The 18,014-nt window shown below is 57.6% G+C and carries 18 protein-coding genes and 2 tRNA genes; 8 read left to right on the top strand and 12 right to left on the bottom strand.

What is annotated here, in order from left to right; all coding sequences use genetic code 11:
* Nucleotides 1–4: 4 nt before the first annotated feature.
* Nucleotides 5–1,222, bottom strand: a complete 1,218-nt coding sequence (locus tag FHT29_RS11925; protein WP_168599701.1) for a deoxyguanosinetriphosphate triphosphohydrolase — start codon at nt 1,220–1,222, stop codon at nt 5–7.
* A gap of 288 nt (nt 1,223–1,510) precedes the next feature.
* On the opposite strand from FHT29_RS11925, the gene erpA reads away from it, so the two are divergent.
* On the top strand, nt 1,511–1,843 hold the full coding sequence (gene erpA / locus FHT29_RS11920; RefSeq protein WP_034505246.1) for an iron-sulfur cluster insertion protein ErpA: 333 nt from the start codon (nt 1,511–1,513) through the stop codon (nt 1,841–1,843).
* 127 nt (nt 1,844–1,970) lie between these two features.
* A complete protein-coding gene (gene xth, locus FHT29_RS11915) occupies nt 1,971–2,762 on the top strand; it encodes an exodeoxyribonuclease III (RefSeq protein WP_168599700.1) in 792 nt (263 codons plus the stop codon).
* A 47-nt stretch (nt 2,763–2,809) separates the two neighbouring features.
* Here xth and exoR read toward each other — a convergent pair whose 3' ends face one another.
* The 6 genes from exoR to FHT29_RS11885 form a co-directional block, all read right to left on the bottom strand.
* On the bottom strand, nt 2,810–3,613 hold the full coding sequence (exoR, locus tag FHT29_RS11910; protein ID WP_037202801.1) for an exopolysaccharide production regulator ExoR: 804 nt from the start codon (nt 3,611–3,613) through the stop codon (nt 2,810–2,812).
* Nucleotides 3,606–3,983, bottom strand: coding sequence for a hypothetical protein (locus FHT29_RS11905; protein ID WP_131512068.1), 378 nt, complete (start codon nt 3,981–3,983; stop codon nt 3,606–3,608). Before FHT29_RS11905 ends, exoR begins: the two co-directional genes overlap by 8 nt.
* 304 nt (nt 3,984–4,287) lie before the next feature.
* Complete coding sequence (locus FHT29_RS11900) at nt 4,288–5,541, bottom strand: OmpP1/FadL family transporter (RefSeq protein ID WP_047638021.1); 1,254 nt, start codon at nt 5,539–5,541, stop codon at nt 4,288–4,290.
* A 409-nt stretch (nt 5,542–5,950) separates the two neighbouring features.
* Nucleotides 5,951–8,794, bottom strand: coding sequence for a valine--tRNA ligase (locus FHT29_RS11895; protein WP_168599699.1), 2,844 nt, complete (start codon nt 8,792–8,794; stop codon nt 5,951–5,953).
* A 121-nt stretch (nt 8,795–8,915) separates the two neighbouring features.
* Complete coding sequence (locus FHT29_RS11890; protein WP_168599698.1) at nt 8,916–9,788, bottom strand: DUF2497 domain-containing protein; 873 nt, start codon at nt 9,786–9,788, stop codon at nt 8,916–8,918.
* A gap of 245 nt (nt 9,789–10,033) precedes the next feature.
* The gene (locus tag FHT29_RS11885) at nt 10,034–10,705 is read right to left on the bottom strand and encodes a protein-L-isoaspartate O-methyltransferase (RefSeq protein WP_210255438.1); all 672 of its coding nucleotides are present in this window, start codon (nt 10,703–10,705) and stop codon (nt 10,034–10,036) included.
* Between the two features lie 475 nt (nt 10,706–11,180).
* Between FHT29_RS11885 and FHT29_RS11880 the strand changes: the two genes are divergently transcribed.
* From FHT29_RS11880 to FHT29_RS11860, 5 genes are all read left to right on the top strand, one after another.
* Nucleotides 11,181–11,609 (top strand): Rap1a/Tai family immunity protein, encoded by a 429-nt coding sequence (locus tag FHT29_RS11880; protein WP_037201764.1) that lies wholly within the window; start codon nt 11,181–11,183, stop codon nt 11,607–11,609.
* 149 nt (nt 11,610–11,758) lie between these two features.
* Nucleotides 11,759–11,832, top strand: a tRNA-Cys gene (locus FHT29_RS11875).
* Nucleotides 11,833–12,030: 198 nt separating this feature from the next.
* Nucleotides 12,031–12,333: a hypothetical protein gene (locus FHT29_RS34295; RefSeq protein WP_210166089.1), complete on the top strand. Its 303-nt coding sequence runs from the start codon at nt 12,031–12,033 to the stop codon at nt 12,331–12,333.
* 923 nt (nt 12,334–13,256) lie between these two features.
* Nucleotides 13,257–14,357 (top strand): porin, encoded by a 1,101-nt coding sequence (locus FHT29_RS11865; protein ID WP_037201757.1) that lies wholly within the window; start codon nt 13,257–13,259, stop codon nt 14,355–14,357.
* Nucleotides 14,358–14,564: 207 nt separating this feature from the next.
* A complete protein-coding gene (locus FHT29_RS11860) occupies nt 14,565–14,900 on the top strand; it encodes a hypothetical protein (RefSeq protein ID WP_168599696.1) in 336 nt (111 codons plus the stop codon).
* A 131-nt stretch (nt 14,901–15,031) separates the two neighbouring features.
* Here the strand turns inward: FHT29_RS11860 and FHT29_RS11855 are convergent, their stop codons facing one another.
* From FHT29_RS11855 to FHT29_RS11840, 4 genes are all read right to left on the bottom strand, one after another.
* Nucleotides 15,032–15,205: a hypothetical protein gene (locus tag FHT29_RS11855; RefSeq protein WP_167669543.1), complete on the bottom strand. Its 174-nt coding sequence runs from the start codon at nt 15,203–15,205 to the stop codon at nt 15,032–15,034.
* An 809-nt stretch (nt 15,206–16,014) separates the two neighbouring features.
* Nucleotides 16,015–16,254, bottom strand: coding sequence for a hypothetical protein (locus tag FHT29_RS35050; RefSeq protein ID WP_037201750.1), 240 nt, complete (start codon nt 16,252–16,254; stop codon nt 16,015–16,017).
* A gap of 48 nt (nt 16,255–16,302) precedes the next feature.
* Nucleotides 16,303–16,641: a hypothetical protein gene (locus FHT29_RS11845; RefSeq protein ID WP_092573668.1), complete on the bottom strand. Its 339-nt coding sequence runs from the start codon at nt 16,639–16,641 to the stop codon at nt 16,303–16,305.
* Nucleotides 16,642–16,907: 266 nt separating this feature from the next.
* Nucleotides 16,908–16,982: transfer RNA gene (locus tag FHT29_RS11840), tRNA-Asn, on the bottom strand.
* A 116-nt stretch (nt 16,983–17,098) separates the two neighbouring features.
* Here FHT29_RS11840 and FHT29_RS11835 point away from each other — a divergent pair.
* Nucleotides 17,099–17,410, top strand: a complete 312-nt coding sequence (locus FHT29_RS11835; RefSeq protein ID WP_037199979.1) for a membrane protein — start codon at nt 17,099–17,101, stop codon at nt 17,408–17,410.
* A gap of 8 nt (nt 17,411–17,418) precedes the next feature.
* Here the strand turns inward: FHT29_RS11835 and FHT29_RS11830 are convergent, their stop codons facing one another.
* Nucleotides 17,419–17,976, bottom strand: a complete 558-nt coding sequence (locus tag FHT29_RS11830; protein ID WP_047557848.1) for a sugar O-acetyltransferase — start codon at nt 17,974–17,976, stop codon at nt 17,419–17,421.
* Nucleotides 17,977–18,014: the final 38 nt, after the last annotated feature.

Below are 18,014 nucleotides of genomic sequence, written 5' to 3'. Positions count from 1 at the left end.
CTGCCTATCGCAAATCGGGAGTCTGGTCAAACAGCCGCTTGTGAGCACTGATGGCATAGGTGTCGGTCATGCCAGCCAGATAGTCGCCGACATGTCGAGCCTTGGCGGCGACGGCAAGGCCGGCGATATGGTCGACCCAATAATGGCTCTGCATCTCCTTGGGATTGTCCATATAGGCACGGAACAGATCCGTAACGATCTGTGCCGCGCCGGCACGGATACGCATGATATCCGGGTGGCGATAAATGCGCTTGAACAGCATCTGCTTGATCTGCTTATCGGTTTCGGCCATCTCGGGCGAGAAAGTCGAGATAATGCGGCCGGCGCCGCGGATATCGGCAACGCTGTCAGGCTTGATCTCGGCGAGCGCTTGCTGTGATACCGCAATCACATCCTCGACCATGCGGGTGATCTGCCGGCGCATGATCTCATGCGTGAACCGGCTCGGCTCCAGATGCGGATAGCGCGCCCTCACCTCCGCCATGAGCCCGGAGAGAAACGGCACCTCCTCCAGCATGTCGAAGGTCAGATAGCCGGAGCGAAGGCCGTCATCGATATCATGCGTGTTGTAGGCGATGTCGTCGGCGATCGCCGCAACCTGCGCCTCCAGACTGGCATAGGTGGCAATTTCGAGATCATGGATTTCGCAATAGTCCAGGATGGGCTGCGGCACCGGGCCATGGGTGCCATTGCCGTCGGGCGTCATCAACGGACCGTTGTGTTTGACCAGGCCTTCGAGCGTCTCCCAGGTAAGATTGAGCCCGTCGAATTCGGCATAACGCCGCTCGAGCTTCGTCACGATGCGCAGGGATTGCGCATTGTGGTCGAAGCCGCCATAGGGCAGCAGCATCTCGTGCAGCGCGTCTTCGCCGGTGTGCCCGAAGGGCGTGTGGCCGAAATCGTGAACCAGCGCCACGCCTTCGGCCAAATCCTCATCCAGCTTCAGCGCGCGCGCCAGGGCGCGAGCAACCTGCGCGACTTCGATCGTATGCGTCAGGCGCGTGCGATAGTGATCGCCGTCCTGAGCAATGAACACCTGCGTCTTGTGCTTCAGTCGCCGGAAGGCCGTCGTGTGGACGATCCTGTCGCGGTCACGCTGGAATTCGGAGCGCGTCGGGCTCGCCCCCTCTTCATAGAGCCGGCCTCGCGATGCCCAAGGGTCCGTCGCGTAGGCGGCCTTTTCTCCATAACCGAAACCCAATGCATGCCTGTCGATCGTCATTACCTATCCATTCCGGCATTAGTACCCTGCGCGCTCAAACGCGCGAAGGGCGTTTCATTTCAGTCGGCCAACGGTATTCCTCCAAACATGGAGCAGCCCAGCCCATTGACGTCGCTTTGCAGCCTTCATACCTATAGACAAGAAAACAGCAAAATGGTGTGTGGCTCAACCACGAAACCATAGCTGTCACCGGCCTGACTTTCATGATAAAGGCTATGGATATCAGCCGTTTGAAAGTTCGACGGCGTAATGGTTCTCTCCGGATCTTGACCCCGGCAGGAGGAATACATGACTGAGACAAACGTAACCCTATCGGACGCCGCGGCAAAGCGAATCGCTGATATCGTCGGCGCAGAGGCTGGCAAACGGGCGCTTCGCGTCGCCGTCGAAGGCGGCGGCTGTTCCGGCTTTTCCTATAAATTCGATCTTGCAGAAGGCCCCGAAGACGATGATATCATTGTCGAAAAGGGTGATGCCACCGTACTGATCGACCAGTTATCGCTGGTCTACATGGCCGGTTCCGAGATCGATTTCGTCGACAATCTGCTCGGGCAATCCTTTCAGATCAAGAATCCGAATGCTGTCGCAAGCTGTGGCTGCGGCACCAGTTTTTCGATCTGACACGTCAGCTTTTTCCACAGCTTGATCGCCGGCCGGAGGCCTTCGCTCCCGGCCGGCTTTCACATGGGCGGTAGTCAAGTCCACTTGCCGCGGATACAACAAGGCGAAGCAAAGGAACGAGCCGCCCATGAAAATCGCCACCTGGAACATCAACGGCGTCAAAGCGCGTATCGAGAACCTATGCCAGTGGCTGAAGGATTCGAGCCCGGACATCGCCTGCCTGCAGGAGATCAAGACGGTCGACGAAGGTTTTCCGCGCCTGGAGATCGAGGCGCTCGGCTATCATGTCGAGACGCACGGGCAAAAGGGTTTCAACGGCGTTGCGATTCTCTCAAAGGTCAAGCCTGACGAAGTGACCCGCGGCCTGCCCGGTGACGATGGCGATGAACAAGCCCGCTTCATGGAAGCGGTGTTTTCCATCGAAGGACACGGCGCATTGCGTGTCTGCTGCCTATATTTGCCGAACGGCAATCCGATCGATTCGGAAAAATACCCCTACAAACTCGCCTGGATGGAACGTCTGCGGAAATTCGCTGGGGATCGCCTGGCGCTGGAAGAACCGATCATTCTTGCCGGCGACTACAATGTTATCCCGGAGCCGCATGATTGCTTCGACCCGAAGGTATGGGAAAACGATGCGCTGTTCCTGCCCCAGACCCGCCGGGCTTTCCGCCAGCTCGAACATCTCGGCTTCACCGACGCAGTCCGCGCCACCACCGATGCGGTCAAACTCTATTCATTCTGGGATTATCAGGCCGGCGCCTGGCCGAAGAACAACGGCATCCGGATCGACCATCTGATGCTGTCGCCGGAAGCGGCCGATCGCCTTGCGGCGACCGCGATCGAGAAACACGTGCGCGCTTGGGAAAAACCCTCTGACCACGTCCCGGTCATCGCGCATCTCGATTTCAGCAGCTAAGCTTCGATTTCAAACCAATCAGCTGAGTGTCGTCTTAAGGCGCCGGATCAATCGGAACCGGCGACATCCAGCTGGTGCGCCATGGAGACTGCGACACGGCGGTCATTCTCATTAGCCAGCGAGAAAGCCTGCTCCTGCATGTCTTCCATCCAGCTGCAATCCTGCGGTTTGCACTTGTCGAGCGCCGCGGTCAAGAACGCCAGGCCGCGGACGGATTGACCTTCCTGGAACAGGAGATTACCAAAAACGGCCATGGCACCCGGATGGCCGCTCTTGCGCGCCTGGTTCAGCCACTTCTTCGCCTGCTGCACGTTGGTGGCCCCGCCCTCTCCGGACAACAGCATCTGAGCCAGCTGGAACTGTGCCTCGGGAACACCGAAAGTCGATGCGACCTGGAAATAGAGCTGGCGCGCCTGATTGAGATCGATCTTGACCGGGCTATTGGCAATGCCGGTCTTGTAGTAGCTGGCAAGGGCGAGCAGCGCGTTGATGAAGAAGCCTGTATCTTCAGAGCCCGGCTCGACGCCCTGCTGGGCAATCTCGCTGTAAATCTTGAAGGCTTCGAAATCGTTCTGCGCGACACCGTCGCCATCGGCATACATGTTGGCGAGAGCCCAACGCGAACCGGTATGCCCCTTTTCAGCGGCATATTTGTAGGCTTCGACCGCCTCTTCCTTCTGACCGTTCTTGTAGGCTCTGAAGCCGAATTTGAAGAGATCGAACGGCCCCGATTCCTTGGTGACCCCGGCATTGATATCGAATGCCCGGGCTTGGCCCGCCAGCGCCACGGAAGCGGCAAGGGACAGGCTGAGCATCATGACTCTCGCTGATATGAACTCAGACTTAAACATAACAGTCGATTTCTTTCGCTCCATCCGCATCTGCCACGGCGATTCCATATACATCGTCAGATCTGCGAATGTTTTCCCTGACCATGCACGAGACTGCAAAATCCCCCGCGAGGAAGATTCCTGCGGCATTAAAACGATGCCGTTTGCCACATTTGCGACCATAGCCTGCAATTATGTCCAAACCAGCATTTCGGCGGTCATTATCGTATCCGGCGGCCGGAACGGCGTTCCCACTCATCTTCCCGCGGATGATGGTAAACATCGTTCGGTGTGCGGCATTCCCTGGCAGACAACGAATTCCCGGCTGCTTCGGAAGCGCTGCCGCCCCGATCCCGGATTGTTGTTCATGCCAAAGTGGAAGTTCACCCATCAACCGCTTACGCACCCTCTACAAGGCTTACCCCTGTGCCCACGTAATCGCTGCTCCCCATTTGTGGCGGGAAATGGACAAATTGTAATCTGATCACGTGGCCGTAATCTCTTGAAATAGACTGTTGCTAATTCGTCACAAAAATTTGACCGGCCTTGAGGCTTCATTAACCATAACGTGCCCAGGTAGATCATTTTCGAGCGTGTTTCCCCACGGCTTCACAATGAAACGCCGCGAGACCAGGAAGGCTCGCGGCGTACAGATCACTTAAATAAAATATAGTTTTTAATCCAAAGGCTTATCGTTAGAAGCTCACCTTCATCGACGTCTGGAGAGCCGCGACCAAATCATTGCCGAAGCTATAGCTGGCATCGTTGCCGTAGACTATGCCGCCGCGTGTGACCGGCCCGGATTTGCCTGATGTCATCAGGCCGAGCGCACCGCCGAAGTTGAACTGGACATGCTCCGTCGGTTTGTAGGCAACACCCGCACCAAGCGTCCAGGTATCCGAATTCATGCCGTAGCCGTCACTCGTGCCGCGATCCCAGCCCAGGCTGACGGCGCCGCTCCACTTGTCATTGAACTTGTGCCCGATGCCGCCACTAATGGTCCAGCCGTCGCGGTACAGCAGATCAAGCGAGGTGAGCTCCGTGGCACCACCGACCTTGCACGACGTGCCGCGCGTCGATGTCGGGCAAAGAGCGATGCTTTGCAGAATGCTCCAATTCGTCCACTTCACCGAGCCGAAAGCGAGCCAGTCCGGCGCTATGCCGCTTTGCACCTTCCATTCCAGCGAGTCGGGAGCATCGGCCGATCCGAAGACGGACGTGAGCTTGCCAAAGAACGGGCGGATCGGCGGCAGTTCCGTCAGATCGACACTGCCCTTGAGGTTGTCGTACTTGACCCGGCTGTTATAGACGAGACTCGTGCGGAAGGCATATTCCGGTATTTCATAGGCGAGACCGGCGCGCCAGCCCCAGCCGTGACCGTCCACATCAAGCGAACCGACACCATCGTAGACGGAGGAAAGCGGAGCCGGAATGACCGAGACAAGACGGGACTTGAAGCCACTGACTTCCTGATAGAAGCCACCGCCGATCAGACGCAAGTCGCCCGGACCCGCATCGAACTTGTACGAGCAGGTGGCCGCATAATTGTTCGTGCTGACCTTGACCTCGCTCTCATTGTTGGCACCGGCCCAGTTCAGGCCTTCGTTAAGATGCCCACCGAACGGCTGAGAGTAATCAGCCATGCAATCGAGGTCGTCGGTGATGCCGATCTTGAAAGCGACATAGGGCATCGCATAATTTTCCGAGGCATCGGTCGAGTGACTACGACCGTTGAGGTTGCCATCGCTCGGATCGGTATCCTTCGCATTCTTCAGTTTACGGTCGGGCATGACGTAGGTAACGCCGGACTCGAAAACATACCGTCCCTTGTCGAACAGCAGATCGATATCATAGCCGGAACGATCAAGACCGCCCGCAAAAGCGGCGCTTGCGAATGATGAACCGATGATGAGCGCAAATGCCCCCCTCAACGCAACAGAAAATGCCATTGTGTCTCCCCCACCTATGCATTCATTCATTCGATTGTTGCGACGATCGTTTGAATTGGCAATGCGGCCTTTGGGAGCGACAACGACTTTAGGTAACAATTGATTTACGTAAGAAAACGAACTCCATGCCAGAATATCTACAATTTTAGGCAATTTTTGCTTCTGAAATATCATTTTCATCCCCACGTAGATTCTCATTCTTCACGGCAACAAATCTGTTACAATCTGACAACAGTTCCGCTTTTCGACAATACCCACCATATTTGAGGGTAAACCATTTCACCTGTGCGAAACTGGTGGCGGGCCAAAGACATATTTTCTCCAGTCAATCCAAGTCGAATCGACGGACAAACAAAAGGGCACGCGACTTTCGTCGGCGTGCCCTTTCCTTGGATAAAAGCCTTGGTTTTCAGGCGGCTTCGCTGACCCGGGCAAGCGCCACCTTCAGACTGGCAAGCTGCCCTTCGAGCTCGCCGAGACGTTCACGCTCGGCGGCGACGATGTCCGGGTTCGCGTTGGCGACGAACTTCTCGTTCGAGAGCTTGCCGACGATACGAGCGATCTCCTGCTCGTTCTTGGCAATCGCCTTTTCGAGACGGCCCTTTTCGGCGGAAAGGTCGATAAGGTTGCCGAGCGGCAGGCAGACCGTCGCCTCGCCGACAATGATCTGGGCAGCCCCCTTCGGCGCAGTATCGGCGAGCGAGATGCCCTCGACGCGCGCCAGTCGCTTGATGGCGGCGTCGTGACGGAACAGGCGCTCGCGCGTCAAGCCGTTGGAGCCGACGACGACCAATGGCGCGGTGGCCGCCGGCGGCACATTCATTTCCGAACGTACGGAGCGCAGGCCGGAAACAAGATCGATCAGCCAGTTGATCTCGTCGGCCGCGACATCGTCCGCATAGGAGGGAGCCGGCCAGTCGGCATGGCAGATCAGGCCGTCACGCTCCTGCCCCTCGCCTGCCGTATGCGCCCAGAGTTCTTCGGTCATGAAGGGCATGAAGGGATGCAGCAGCTTGTAGGTCTCTTCGAGAACATAGGCCGCGCAGGACTGCGCCTCGGCTTTGGCGTTGTCGTCGTTACCACCGAAGATCGGCTTCAACAGTTCGAGATACCAGTCGCAGAACTGATTCCAGATGAAGCGATAGAGCACGCTCGCGGCATCGTTGAAGCGATAGGATTCCAGCGCCTCGGTCACGTCTAGCTCCGTGCGCGCAAGCTCGGTCAGGATCCAGCGATTGATGGTGAGCTCGGCTGCTTCCGGCACGAAATGCGGATCGCTCTTGGCACCGTTCATCTCGGCAAAGCGCGTGGCATTCCACAGCTTGGTGCCGAAATTGCGGTAGCCGGCAATGCGGGCCGGATCGAGCTTCACGTCGCGGCCCTGCGCCGCCATGATCGCCAGCGTGAAACGCAGCGAATCTGCGCCGTACTGGTCGATCAGTTCGAGCGGATCGATGACGTTGCCCTTGGACTTCGACATCTTCTGCCCGTTCTTGTCGCGCACCAGGGCGTGCACATAGACGGTGCTGAACGGCTCGACGGGCTCACCATTCTCGTCCTTCATGAAATGAAGACCCATCATCATCATGCGGGCGACCCAGAAAAAGATGATGTCGAAACCGGTGACGAGCACATTGGTGGGATAGTAACGCGCCAGTTCCGGCGTCTCATCCGGCCAGCCGAGCGTCGAGAAAGGCCAAAGCGCCGACGAGAACCATGTGTCGAGAACGTCTTCGTCACGCGTCAGGATTTCGCCCGGCTTGAAGTTTTCCAGCAGGTCCTCGACATAGGCCTTCATCGGCCCTTCATGGGACAGGTAATGCTGGATTGCCGCCTGCAGCGCCTCTTCCTCGGTCTTTTCGACGAAGACCTGTCCATCCGGTCCGTACCAGGCCGGGATCTGATGACCCCACCAGAGCTGGCGCGAAACGCACCATGGCTGAATATTCTCCATCCAGTCGTAATAGGTCTTGTCCCAGCTCTTGGGAACAAGCTTGGTACGGCCTTCGCGGACGGAAGCGATTGCCGGTTCGGCGAGGGTCTTGGCGTCGACATACCACTGCTCGGTCAAGCGCGGTTCGATCGGCACGCCGCCGCGGTCGCCATGCGGAACCGTGTGCTTGTGCGGCTCGACCTTGTCGAGCAGGCCAGCCTCCTCGAAGATGCGGACAATGATCTTGCGCGCCTCGAAACGGTCCTTGCCTTCCAGCTCATCCCAGGCGCCATGCAGCGCGGCGGGATGATCCAGGCCCTCGAGGAAGTCTTCGTTGTCCTTGATGGTGATGGTCGCTTCCGGCGTCAGAATGTTGACGACACGCAGACCCCGGCGCTTGCCGACGTCGAAGTCGTTGAAATCGTGCGCCGGCGTCATCTTGACCGCGCCCGTTCCCGCCGTGGGGTCCGGATATTCGTCGGCGACGATCGGGATGCGGCGGCCGACGATCGGCAGAATGACATGCTTGCCGACGATCGCCTTGTAGCGCTCGTCGTCCGGGTTGACGGCAACGCCGGTATCGCCGAGCATGGTCTCGGGTCGGGTGGTGGCGACGACGAGATAGTCGCGCGTTTCCCATTCCGTCGGCTTGCCGTTCTCGTCGAAAGCAATCGGATGCTGGTAGGTGACGCCCTCCTCCAGCGGATAGCGCAGATGCCAGAGATTGCCGTTGATCTCATGCTGTTCGACCTCGATGTCCGAAATCGCGGTCAGCATCTTCGGGTCCCAGTTGACCAGCCGCTTGTCGCGATAGATCAGACCTTCCTTGTAAAGCGTGACGAAGACTTCAAGAACGGCCTTCGACAAGCCCTCGTCCATGGTGAAGCGTTCGCGCGACCAGTCGCAGGAGGCGCCGAGACGCTTCAACTGGTTGAAGATCAAGCCGCCTGACTCTTCCTTCCATTCCCAGACCTTTTCGATGAACGCCTCGCGACCGATCTTATGACGATCCGGCTGCTGTCTCTCGGCCAGGCGGCGCTCGACGACCATCTGCGTGGCGATGCCGGCGTGGTCCATGCCGGGCTGCCACAGCACGTCCTTGCCGCGCATACGCTCGAACCGCACCATGATGTCCTGCAGCGTGTTATTCAACGCATGACCCATGTGCAGCGAGCCGGTAACGTTCGGCGGCGGGATGACGATCGTGAAGGTTTCCGCGCCTGGCTTGGCGTTCGCACCGGCGCGAAATGCGTCGGCCTCATCCCATTTTTGGGCGATCTTCGGTTCGACGGTGGCGGAATCATATGTTTTGTCGAGCATTTTGGGACCGGATCTAGAGGACTGGATGATGCGGGTTGTAAATAGGATGGCTGTGAGCAAGTCAATAAAAAAGCCCCCCCGGAGGCCGGAGCGGCGGATCGTCTAGCCGAAGCCCAGGCTGTCAGCGGCGCGGGCCGCGGGCCACTCGCTCGATCTCTTCGCGCACGAGACGCTCAACCAGCGTCGGCAGATTGTCGTCAAGCCATTCCTGCAGCATGGGCCGCAGCATTTCCTGGGCCAATTCATCGAGGGAGCGACGCGGGCCACCTTCAACAACGGCAGCGAGCTCGTCAAACGAGCGGGCGACCTGCGCGCCGGCGGTTTCCGACATCAACGGCGACGTATGTTGCACCTGCTCAGAGAAATCTTCGGTTTCAGCGGCGACGGATGCGCGCAGTTCCGGCGCCTCGAAAATCGGCATCTCCACGGGAGCGGCCACCTGTGGGGCAGCGGGAGCCTCAGGCACTTTCCGCTCCTCCAGTTCCGGTTCCATCGTGGAGGCCGACGCAACTTCGGGCATTGGAAGAATGGCTGACGGCGCCGAGTCGGTAACGGCGTTTCGCAGCGGGAAGTCCGCAACGCGCTCGCCACGAGCTTCGGCAAGACGCGCAGCCATGGCCGGCGGCAGTTCGCGCGGTTGCGGCAGCTCGCGTCCAGCGCTCAGCAGCGCGGCATTGCGCTCCGAAGCGGCGCGAACGCGTGCTGCGACATCGGCAAGCGACAGGCCACGGTCCGCGCTTTGCGGCTCGGCGACAGGCATCTGCGAATTTGCGGCAACAAAGCGCGGCTCGGCTTCGGCGGCCAGTGCTCGATCCGCCGCGGCGAACTCCTCATCGACAGTCAGGCGAATATCGTCATCGCGGGCGCCGGAGTTGGTAAAATTCGCAGAGGAAATGGGCTTGGCGCCCCCGGGCTCGTTGCTTTCGATGATTCTGCGGATCGAAGCCAGAATCTCTTCCATGGACGGTTCACGCACTACATTTGGCTGAGCCATATTCATCCCCGTATTCCCATATTCAACGATCGGAAACTCGCAGAAAGAAGCACCCGAATCAGGGTCACCCTAGATGAGTGTCCTCGGGAAAAAAATCACCGTGAAAGCACTAAACCCGGTGATGCACAGTTTTGTTACGATCGCTGCGAATCGCACTGCATTTGCGATTCTGCCACATGTCGGCGCAATAAAAAACAGGCGCCCGGAGGCGCCTGTTGCGAATGCATCGTCGATCGCTCAAACGATCAGAATACGAATTCCTTTGCCTTGGCAAAGCCCGGCAGCGGCTTGATCGACGCGTTGAAAAAGACGTTTTCCGAAAAGGCGCCGCGTTCACGCATGAAAACTGTGGCGCGTGCGGCATGGCCATAGCCCAATACCGCGATGAGGCGGCCGTCTTCACCGAGTTGATCAAGAAGCGCCTGCGGCACCTGCTCGACCGAACCATCGACAAAAATGACATTGAAGGGCGCGCTGCCGGGGTGGCCCTTTTCAAGATCGCCGGTCACGACAGTCACGTTGTCGTAGCCGAGCGCGGCAAGATTGGCCTTGGCCTGAGCCGCAAGATCCTCGTCGGCTTCCAGAGCCACGACCTTATCCGCAATAAGCGACAGGATGGCCGAGACATATCCCGTGCCGCAACCGACATCGAGGACCTTGTCCTCTTTGGTGATGACGCCGAGTTGCAGGAGCTTTGCCAGCGGCGAGGCTTCCATGAGGAAGCGTGCGGCCTTGCCGGCAGCGGCCGGGGCAATCTCGATATCACAATCTACATAAGCCAGGAGCTTCGATTTCTCCGGCACGAAATTTTCGCGCGGCACCGCGAAAAATGCATTCAACACGGAATGGGAGGTGACATCCGTCGTGCGGATCTGGTTCTCGACCATCTTCACGCGTGCTGCTTCGAAATCCATCATATCCTCTTGCGCCCTTTACGCCCCAGATAGGCCGGCTTTGCTTCAGTGCTAAGCGTGTCTTAATCGCGTGCGGCCAAGCTTTCAAGGCATCGTGGCAACCGGGGTGGAGATTCATCGCCATGCGTCTCCAACGAACAACAGCCGCAGTGTTCAAATGCCGATTGAGCCGTCTCCATTGCCCTTGTCCGTTGCGGCGATGGAATTTCCTGGACGGAGGATGCAATTGAGCGCATGGCTTGCGGCGGCGCCTATCTTGTCGTGAACAAGAGAGAAAGGCGCTCCATAGCGGGACGCCCGTTAAGTAAATCTTAACGCCGCAGGACCACGCTCAACTACCCGAAGCCATCCGGGTTAAGATCAAATTTCAAAAGAAGGCTGGCTGAATGTCCATTTCTCTTGTTCTTTTCGTCGCAACCTCCCTGCCACTGGTCGTTTTCCTGGCCGCCAGTCTTTCTTCGATGATGTAGGTCACAGAATGAGGCTTTCGCCCTCCACCGCAGCCTTGCTTATCCTTCTTGCACCCCAGGCCGCCCTCAGCGACGAAGCACCGCAAGCGGCGGCACCGATTATCGGACATCTCGTCACCGGCAAACAGCTTGACGAATGGTGCGAAGAGAATCGGGCGCTTGCCTCCGTCTATATCCAGGGAATCCTCGACGAAGCTCAGCGCACAAAAAATCTGACGATTCGGGCCACCAAGCAAACGCCGAAGAACTCATCGCGCTATGAGCATTATCTTCAACAGTTTGTCGGCGCCTTTTGCCTCCCCTCCGATCTCAGCAACGCCAAAGCGACCGCGATCGCGTGCAAGTGGATGGCTGAGCATTCATGGCAGCTCGAGCGCCCCGCCAGTGCGTTAATCGCGCGCTCCTACAAATTCGCTTTTCCATGCCTGGAAGAGTAGACGGCAAAGCATCGAGCATCCCTACTCGCAGCAGGCGGCCAGCAAGCTGTTACTCGCAGCGAAAAAAGAGCGATATTCAGAGCGAGGCCCTTGCGCCCATTCAAGATTCGTTCTAAACGCCCGCCATCACTCGCCTTTATATATCGGATGGCCTCGTGGCGGAGTGGTTACGCAGAGGACTGCAAATCCTTGCATCCCGGTTCGATTCCGGGCGAGGCCTCCATCCTTCCCCTTTTTCCATCATAAGCACTTGAGAAATCATTGGATTTTTTTTGGGGCGCGGCAATTTTGGCAGGAGTCATTCGCCGCAGCGAAACGGGGTGTGGCAATCGCCCCCCGACTACATTTTTGGGTTTAAAGTTCACTTCCTGTTCACCTCACAGTTACTAAGGTTCCCTTGCGAATAACAAGGAAACAACCAATGAAGAAGATATTCATCGTCGCCATGGCTGCCACAATGCTCGCAGCACCCCTCGCCAATGCGCAGGAATGGCCGCGTCACCATCGCGATCGGTCTGGAGAGGTTCACCGGAATATGCCTCAGAGAGGACAAGACCGTCCTGGATGGGGGCCGCACCGTGGCCGGGACGAGCGTGGCTACTATCACGGATATCGGGGCTACCGCGACCGTCGACCCGGCTACCGTCGCCATAGCGACGGCCTTTGGTATCCGGCAGCAGCCTTCGCGCTTGGTGCCATTATCGGTGGCGCATTGAATAATTAAACTGTCAGGACCGAAACTTCTCGTGGAACGTGCCATTCAACTGGACGGTCGACCATGAAAGGGAGACGAACACACAAAGCCGGGGCGAACGCTCCGGCTTTTTTCAAATCACGACCAAATGGATTCGCGAAATTCAAACAAGACGTGCAGCGTAATCACGCCGCGCCGAGATCACGATGGTAAATCGCGAGCGCCTGTAGAAGGCCTCGATTTCTCGCTCGAAGAGCTCCATGGAGAAAACAGCCCATGGCTCATAGTGCCGCTGAAAGTTTTCAGCGCGATGCCGACCACGTGATCTGAGAATGCCGACGAGTCGCCAATTTACAAATCCCATTGCTTCACTTTCGGAGCGAGATCCGGCCCATGCCTTCGTGTGGTCCGCCATGCCGGATCTCTGCCGCATTATCTGCCGACGGTATGGGAATAGATAATCGCCAACCGCACACGTGGGGAATACAAATCGAATTTCATGACGTTACATGCGTTTGGTTTGCCGATGGGTCGTCGATCCCTGGCTTAATATCGAGCCAGCGGGGATGTCGGACTTCTGCGTCGATAGAGAGACCATGCGCCCATCCCGCGTCACAAGCGTCACCATTCAAGCGAATGCTTGCAACGCAAAGGCGCTTGATCGCTTGCCGCACTCCCCCTGGCTACAACTTCCACGAAGGCGGCTAAAGGGGCCCGTATAATCAGCTTACCCGGCGAATTGCGTCATTTTTGCAACAAAGCTTTTTTTCGAATAGCACGCACATAGTTCGGAAACCTTAGTATCTTGCCAAATCAGCAAAGCAGGTTCAGGTAATAGTTCGTGAAGCTTATTACTTCGCAGCTACTGATAGGGAACATGAACGGGATGGGGTTGGGCACGTCGTCTTTCCGACGGGTTATCTCATACCCAATCAAGAAAGATTGGAGTTATTATGAACATCAAGAGCCTTCTTCTCGGCTCCGCTGCTGCGCTGGCAGCAGTATCCGGCGCTCATGCGGCCGACGCTATCGTTGCCGCTGAGCCGGAGCCGCTCGAATACGTTCGCATCTGCGACGCTTACGGCGCTGGCTACTTCTTCATCCCAGGCACCGAAACCTGCCTCAAGATCGGCGGCAAGGTCCGCACGGAAGGCGAGTGGTACAACGCCTATAATCGCGTCAGCAGGCAGGGTACGCTGTGGCACACCCGTGCAGAGCTGAATGTCGACACCGCGACGGACACCGAATACGGTCCGCTGAAGACCGAGACCATCGTCCGTTGGGACTGGAACGACGGCGGCTCCACCAGCACGAACCTGCTGTGGTCCTACATCAGCCTCGGCGGCTTCACCGTTGGTAAGAAGGACTCCCAGTACAACCTGTACATGGGTTACGCCGGCGACGTCATCAACGACGACGTGATCTATGACGGCCCATACGAACTCAACCAGTTGACCTATGAATATGACGCCGGCAACGGCTTCTCGGCTGTTATCTCGCTCGAAGATAGCAACTCCGCTTCCGATTCGACGACTTACGACGGTGCTTGGGAACAGTCGAGGTCCAACCACTACGCCCCGAACGTCGTTGGCGGTCTCGGCTTCAAGTCTGGCGCGTGGGGCTTCAAGGTCGTCGGCGGGTATGACTCCATCGTCGAAGAAGGTGCTGTCAAGGCTCGTATCGATGCCGACTTCGGCTTCCTCACGGCCTTCCTGATGGGCGGCTACAACACGGACGGCAAGAAGCTGAACCAGTATGCCGGCTCGAACCAGGACATCTCTGCTTGCACGGCGCCGAACGGCACCGTCAATGGCTCGAAGTGCGGCTGGGGCGATTGGGCAGTTTGGGGCGGCGTCGGCGTTCCGATCAACGAAAAGCTGAAGTGGAACCTCCAGCTCGCCTATACCGACTCGAAGATCTTCGAAGCAACCACGAACCTCAAGTTCAACCCGGTCAAGAACCTCCTGGTCGAGCCGGAATTGACCTACGTTCATTATGACTATGCCAAGGACGATACCGTCTCCGGCATTCTCCGCTTCGAACGCAACTTCTAACCTGATCTGACTTGACCTCCGATCAGAGAAGGAAGGGGTCCGGCTTTCCCTGCCGGCCCCCTTTTTTCTTGACCAGCGGCTCCTGAAGTCAAGCCCCTGCGAGCAAAACGTGTTGCGACCATCCCCGATCAACCAGAAGGGGGAACCTTGTCGCGGCGATAGCGTTTACTGCTCAAGGGCATATGACTGAATAAAGGAGTTATCATTTTGAAAAACCTCGCTTCGATCGCTTTGACCGCCGCGCTTGCCGTAGGCTCGCTGCTGTCGGTCACCATGCCGACGATGGCAGCGCCGCCCCGCGCTTCGCCCGCGACGACTTCAGATATTGTTCTGGTTCAAGAGCAGGGAACGCGCTGGCACCCGGATTCATATGACAATCGCCGCCGCTGGCGCGGTCATGATCGCCGTCATTGGCACGAGGATGGCGGATGGGACCGTGGCCGCCAGCGGGACGGTGGCTGGCGCGGGGACAGTGGCTGGCGCGACGACCGCCGCTATCATCGCCGGCATCAAAGCGGCGTAATATTCGAAATTCGTCCTTAATGCATCGGGACGAAAGTCCCGCAGGTCCCTCTTCATAGAGTTCCAGAAACGAAACGGCCGCTGCCGAGGATATCGGTAGCGGCCGACTTGCAATCAGAGGGGATTTTGCGCCAGTTCGAAGCTTCTACCGATTAACGGCAGACGCGTTCCTTGCGAATGACCCAGTGGCCATGAACTCTGTGCTTCACCTTCTTCATATAGCAATGGTGATGGTGACGATGATGCATCGGAGCCGCCTCGGACGGTGCGCTGACGGCAACGACCGATGCCAGTGCAAGTGCAGAAGCAAGAATCAGGTTTTTCATGTTGAACCTCTAAAGCATTGGGGGACTATGCTGCGCGGATCGCGCCCTTATGTTCATGCGCTGGTTCAGATTAACGACACATGAACATTTTCTCACATTCGCGAGAGCAACCATACCTTGAACCAAATTTCGTCAAAATACCACACACATCTGCATGAAATTTGCCGATAGCGGCTCGAAAACCGCCATTGTATCGTGCCGGCAACCCTTTCATCGGCAGGAATGCAAGACTCTGTTGTTGCAGTACAAAAGAGCCCTGCCAAAGCGGATTTTCGATTCTCAACCGATTGAGAAACGGATGGGCAGGAGGCTTCGAAGCCGCTCTTCGCGAAGATAGAGGCCTTCCCAGGTCAAGATGCCCAAAAGCAAACTGATAAGTTGTGGCGGAGAGCCTGCTTCTCCGAGACGAAAATGGACGCAGATAGCACGCCTAGGAAGCCGTCGTCCAGGATTACGCCAAGAATTGCGGTGCGTGGAATGGCATAAAGAATCGTGCAAACGAGGACGATCAGGCCGAGATTGCGCTGAACACACACTCGACCCACGATGCTCTGCGAGAGTTTGCATTCACAGACATCCCATCCAGACTAGGGCCGAAGAAATCGGCGCCCGGAGGCGCGTGCAATAAAATTGCACACTCCGCTGATGCAGCTCGTTCACTCTCTCAGGCTTGGGACAAAAGAACGGCTGCGTGATCTCGCAGCAGCAACGTGACGTCAATCGGCCGCCCGACCCCGTTCTAAATTAACGGCAGTCGCGTTCTTCTTGGGTGTCTACAGTATCCGTGATGACAATCAAGTGCGATCGGCTTACTGCGAAAAGATTGCTCTTAATCTGTCCAGATCGACATCTCGCACATCGGCCGGCACTTCGGTTGCAGAGTGAGCCCTGAACCACTCCGCCGCTTCCCGCACACGATCGCCATGCGGCGGTGGATAAGCACCTAGACGCAAGACCCATTCTCGGACTGTTTCTCTCTCCATGCGCCCTTTTTCGTATCGGTCGCAAACGGTCTTTGCCGACGCTATCAGATCGTTGATTTTCGACATCTCACCCGTTCTCGTTTCACCCACCACTCCACCGGGCCGGCGTCCCCTTCAACGGGGAGTTTGCGGCAAATCACAAGATGCGATCGTGTCGTCGCCGCTGGCCGGCGATTTCAGATTCAGCTTCCAGGGATCGGCACCGAAATATATCTGCTTTTCTATGAGAGAGCTCTCAATGGTTCGGCAGAGTTCTTGAGCGTCCCCACCTCTCGTTGCGACAGAGACCGTGACCGTTTTCGTTTCTTCGGAATAGGTGCACGGCGATAACGAAATGGTCGTGTCCACTGCTCGGCAAAGCGTTTTCGCATTCGAGACGGAATCGGTATCAGCCAAAGCGTGTCCGGCGCTGATCGATACACACAAAGCCAAAACCATCCATTGGCGCATCATTTTTATTGTTCCTTAGAGTCAAGCTTTTCGCCCGACCCAAGCGCAAATAGCCGGGCTGCGCAACCGAAAAGACCGTCGTGGCTTCCCTGCTGATCGCGCAGGCGCGCCCAGGCGACGCGGTCTCCAGAATAACCACCGGCGAGGAAGGGGATGCCGGCGGCTTGACCGCGGCGCGGATATCATCGACGATGATGACTTCAGAGGTGGCGAGGAAGAAAATCTGTATTCTTTATAATACAGAAAAAACGAACTCTTCTCAGAAAGAGTGGCTCCCCGGGCCGGATTCGAACCGGCGACCTGTCGATTAACAGTCGAATGCTCTACCGCTGAGCTACCAGGGAATGCGCTTGGCGCGGTGTGAGTGGGCTAATACAAACGCTTGCCCGATTTGCCAAGCGGTTTTTTCAAAAAAATCGAATTCTCTTGCATTATTTCGCCGCCTCACCATTTCCTGTGGATGACTGATCAAAGCGAAACGACAACAAATGCCGATCGAAATGGCCGGAAAACCCGCCGTTTCGGCATTGATCCCTCAACTCGCGAGCTTGTTTTCGGCTCTGTGAGAATTCCCCTGCCCCGATCGCGGCTTGCGCGCGTCGGCGTCGGCATTGCCCTCATCTTCGGCGGACTGCTTGGCTTCATGCCGGTGCTCGGCTTCTGGATGCTGCCGCTTGGCTTCATCGTGCTGTCACATGATATGCCGGTCGTCCGTCGCTGGCGCCGGCGTTTTGCGGTGTGGTGGACAAAACGCCGCCGCCCGGCGAACTGATCCTCTTTCTAGCTCCCGCCGACAGGCCGGGCGGGATTACCGACCACGGTCGCACCCGCTGCGACATCTCTTGTCACGACCGAGCCGGCCCCCACGATCGCCCCGTCGCCGATCGTCGCGCCACCTAGAATAATGGCTCCGCCCCCGATCCACACATCCCTGCCGATCGTCACCGGTCGCGCAATCTCCATGCCGGCGCGCCGCTTCTCCGGGTCCCTGTGGTGTTCCGCACAATATATATGAACGCCCGGCCCCAGCATGCTGCCTTCGCCGATGCGCACGCTGCCACTGTCGAGAATGGTGCAGCCTGCATTGAGATAGACCCGCCGACCAAGCGAGATGTTTATCCCATAGGAGCAGTGAAACGGCGCTTCGATGAAAACATTCTCCGCAGCGCGAGCGAAGAGCGCAGCCAAAGCCGGCCCGAGATTGCCGCGCTGCACTGGCGGCATCGTGTTATGCTCGTGCACGGCCTCGCGCGCCCGCCACCGCAACGCATCGAGTTCGGGATCGAAGCAGCAATACCATTCAGCCGCCGCCATCCTCTGCCTTTCAGTGATGCCCATCGATGCGCCCCTCCGCTGCTTTATGGATTCGTCCGGTG

Source organism: Rhizobium sp. SG741 (assembly GCF_012275435.1).
In the GTDB taxonomy this organism is placed as follows: Bacteria; Pseudomonadota; Alphaproteobacteria; order Rhizobiales; family Rhizobiaceae; genus Rhizobium; species Rhizobium lusitanum.
Note: the sequence above shows the minus strand (reverse complement) of the source record. Positions and strands in the feature narration are given on the sequence as shown.

Coding starts and splice junctions, on each gene's coding strand:
- FHT29_RS11895 (WP_168599699.1), bottom strand. CDS start 8,794: ATGCTCGACAAAACATATGATTCCGCCACCGTCGAACCGAAGATCGCC.
- exoR (WP_037202801.1), bottom strand. CDS start 3,613: ATGTTTAAGTCTGAGTTCATATCAGCGAGAGTCATGATGCTCAGCCTG.
- FHT29_RS11890 (WP_168599698.1), bottom strand. CDS start 9,788: ATGGCTCAGCCAAATGTAGTGCGTGAACCGTCCATGGAAGAGATTCTG.
- FHT29_RS11880 (WP_037201764.1), top strand. CDS start 11,181: ATGAGGCTTTCGCCCTCCACCGCAGCCTTGCTTATCCTTCTTGCACCC.
- FHT29_RS11885 (WP_210255438.1), bottom strand. CDS start 10,705: ATGATGGATTTCGAAGCAGCACGCGTGAAGATGGTCGAGAACCAGATC.
- FHT29_RS11855 (WP_167669543.1), bottom strand. CDS start 15,205: ATGAAAAACCTGATTCTTGCTTCTGCACTTGCACTGGCATCGGTCGTT.
- FHT29_RS11925 (WP_168599701.1), bottom strand. CDS start 1,222: ATGACGATCGACAGGCATGCATTGGGTTTCGGTTATGGAGAAAAGGCC.
- FHT29_RS11865 (WP_037201757.1), top strand. CDS start 13,257: ATGAACATCAAGAGCCTTCTTCTCGGCTCCGCTGCTGCGCTGGCAGCA.
- FHT29_RS11900 (WP_047638021.1), bottom strand. CDS start 5,541: ATGGCATTTTCTGTTGCGTTGAGGGGGGCATTTGCGCTCATCATCGGT.
- FHT29_RS11830 (WP_047557848.1), bottom strand. CDS start 17,976: ATGGGCATCACTGAAAGGCAGAGGATGGCGGCGGCTGAATGGTATTGC.
- erpA (WP_034505246.1), top strand. CDS start 1,511: ATGACTGAGACAAACGTAACCCTATCGGACGCCGCGGCAAAGCGAATC.
- xth (WP_168599700.1), top strand. CDS start 1,971: ATGAAAATCGCCACCTGGAACATCAACGGCGTCAAAGCGCGTATCGAG.
- FHT29_RS11905 (WP_131512068.1), bottom strand. CDS start 3,983: ATGGGTGAACTTCCACTTTGGCATGAACAACAATCCGGGATCGGGGCG.
- FHT29_RS34295 (WP_210166089.1), top strand. CDS start 12,031: ATGAAGAAGATATTCATCGTCGCCATGGCTGCCACAATGCTCGCAGCA.
- FHT29_RS35050 (WP_037201750.1), bottom strand. CDS start 16,254: ATGTCGAAAATCAACGATCTGATAGCGTCGGCAAAGACCGTTTGCGAC.
- FHT29_RS11845 (WP_092573668.1), bottom strand. CDS start 16,641: ATGATGCGCCAATGGATGGTTTTGGCTTTGTGTGTATCGATCAGCGCC.
- FHT29_RS11835 (WP_037199979.1), top strand. CDS start 17,099: ATGACTGATCAAAGCGAAACGACAACAAATGCCGATCGAAATGGCCGG.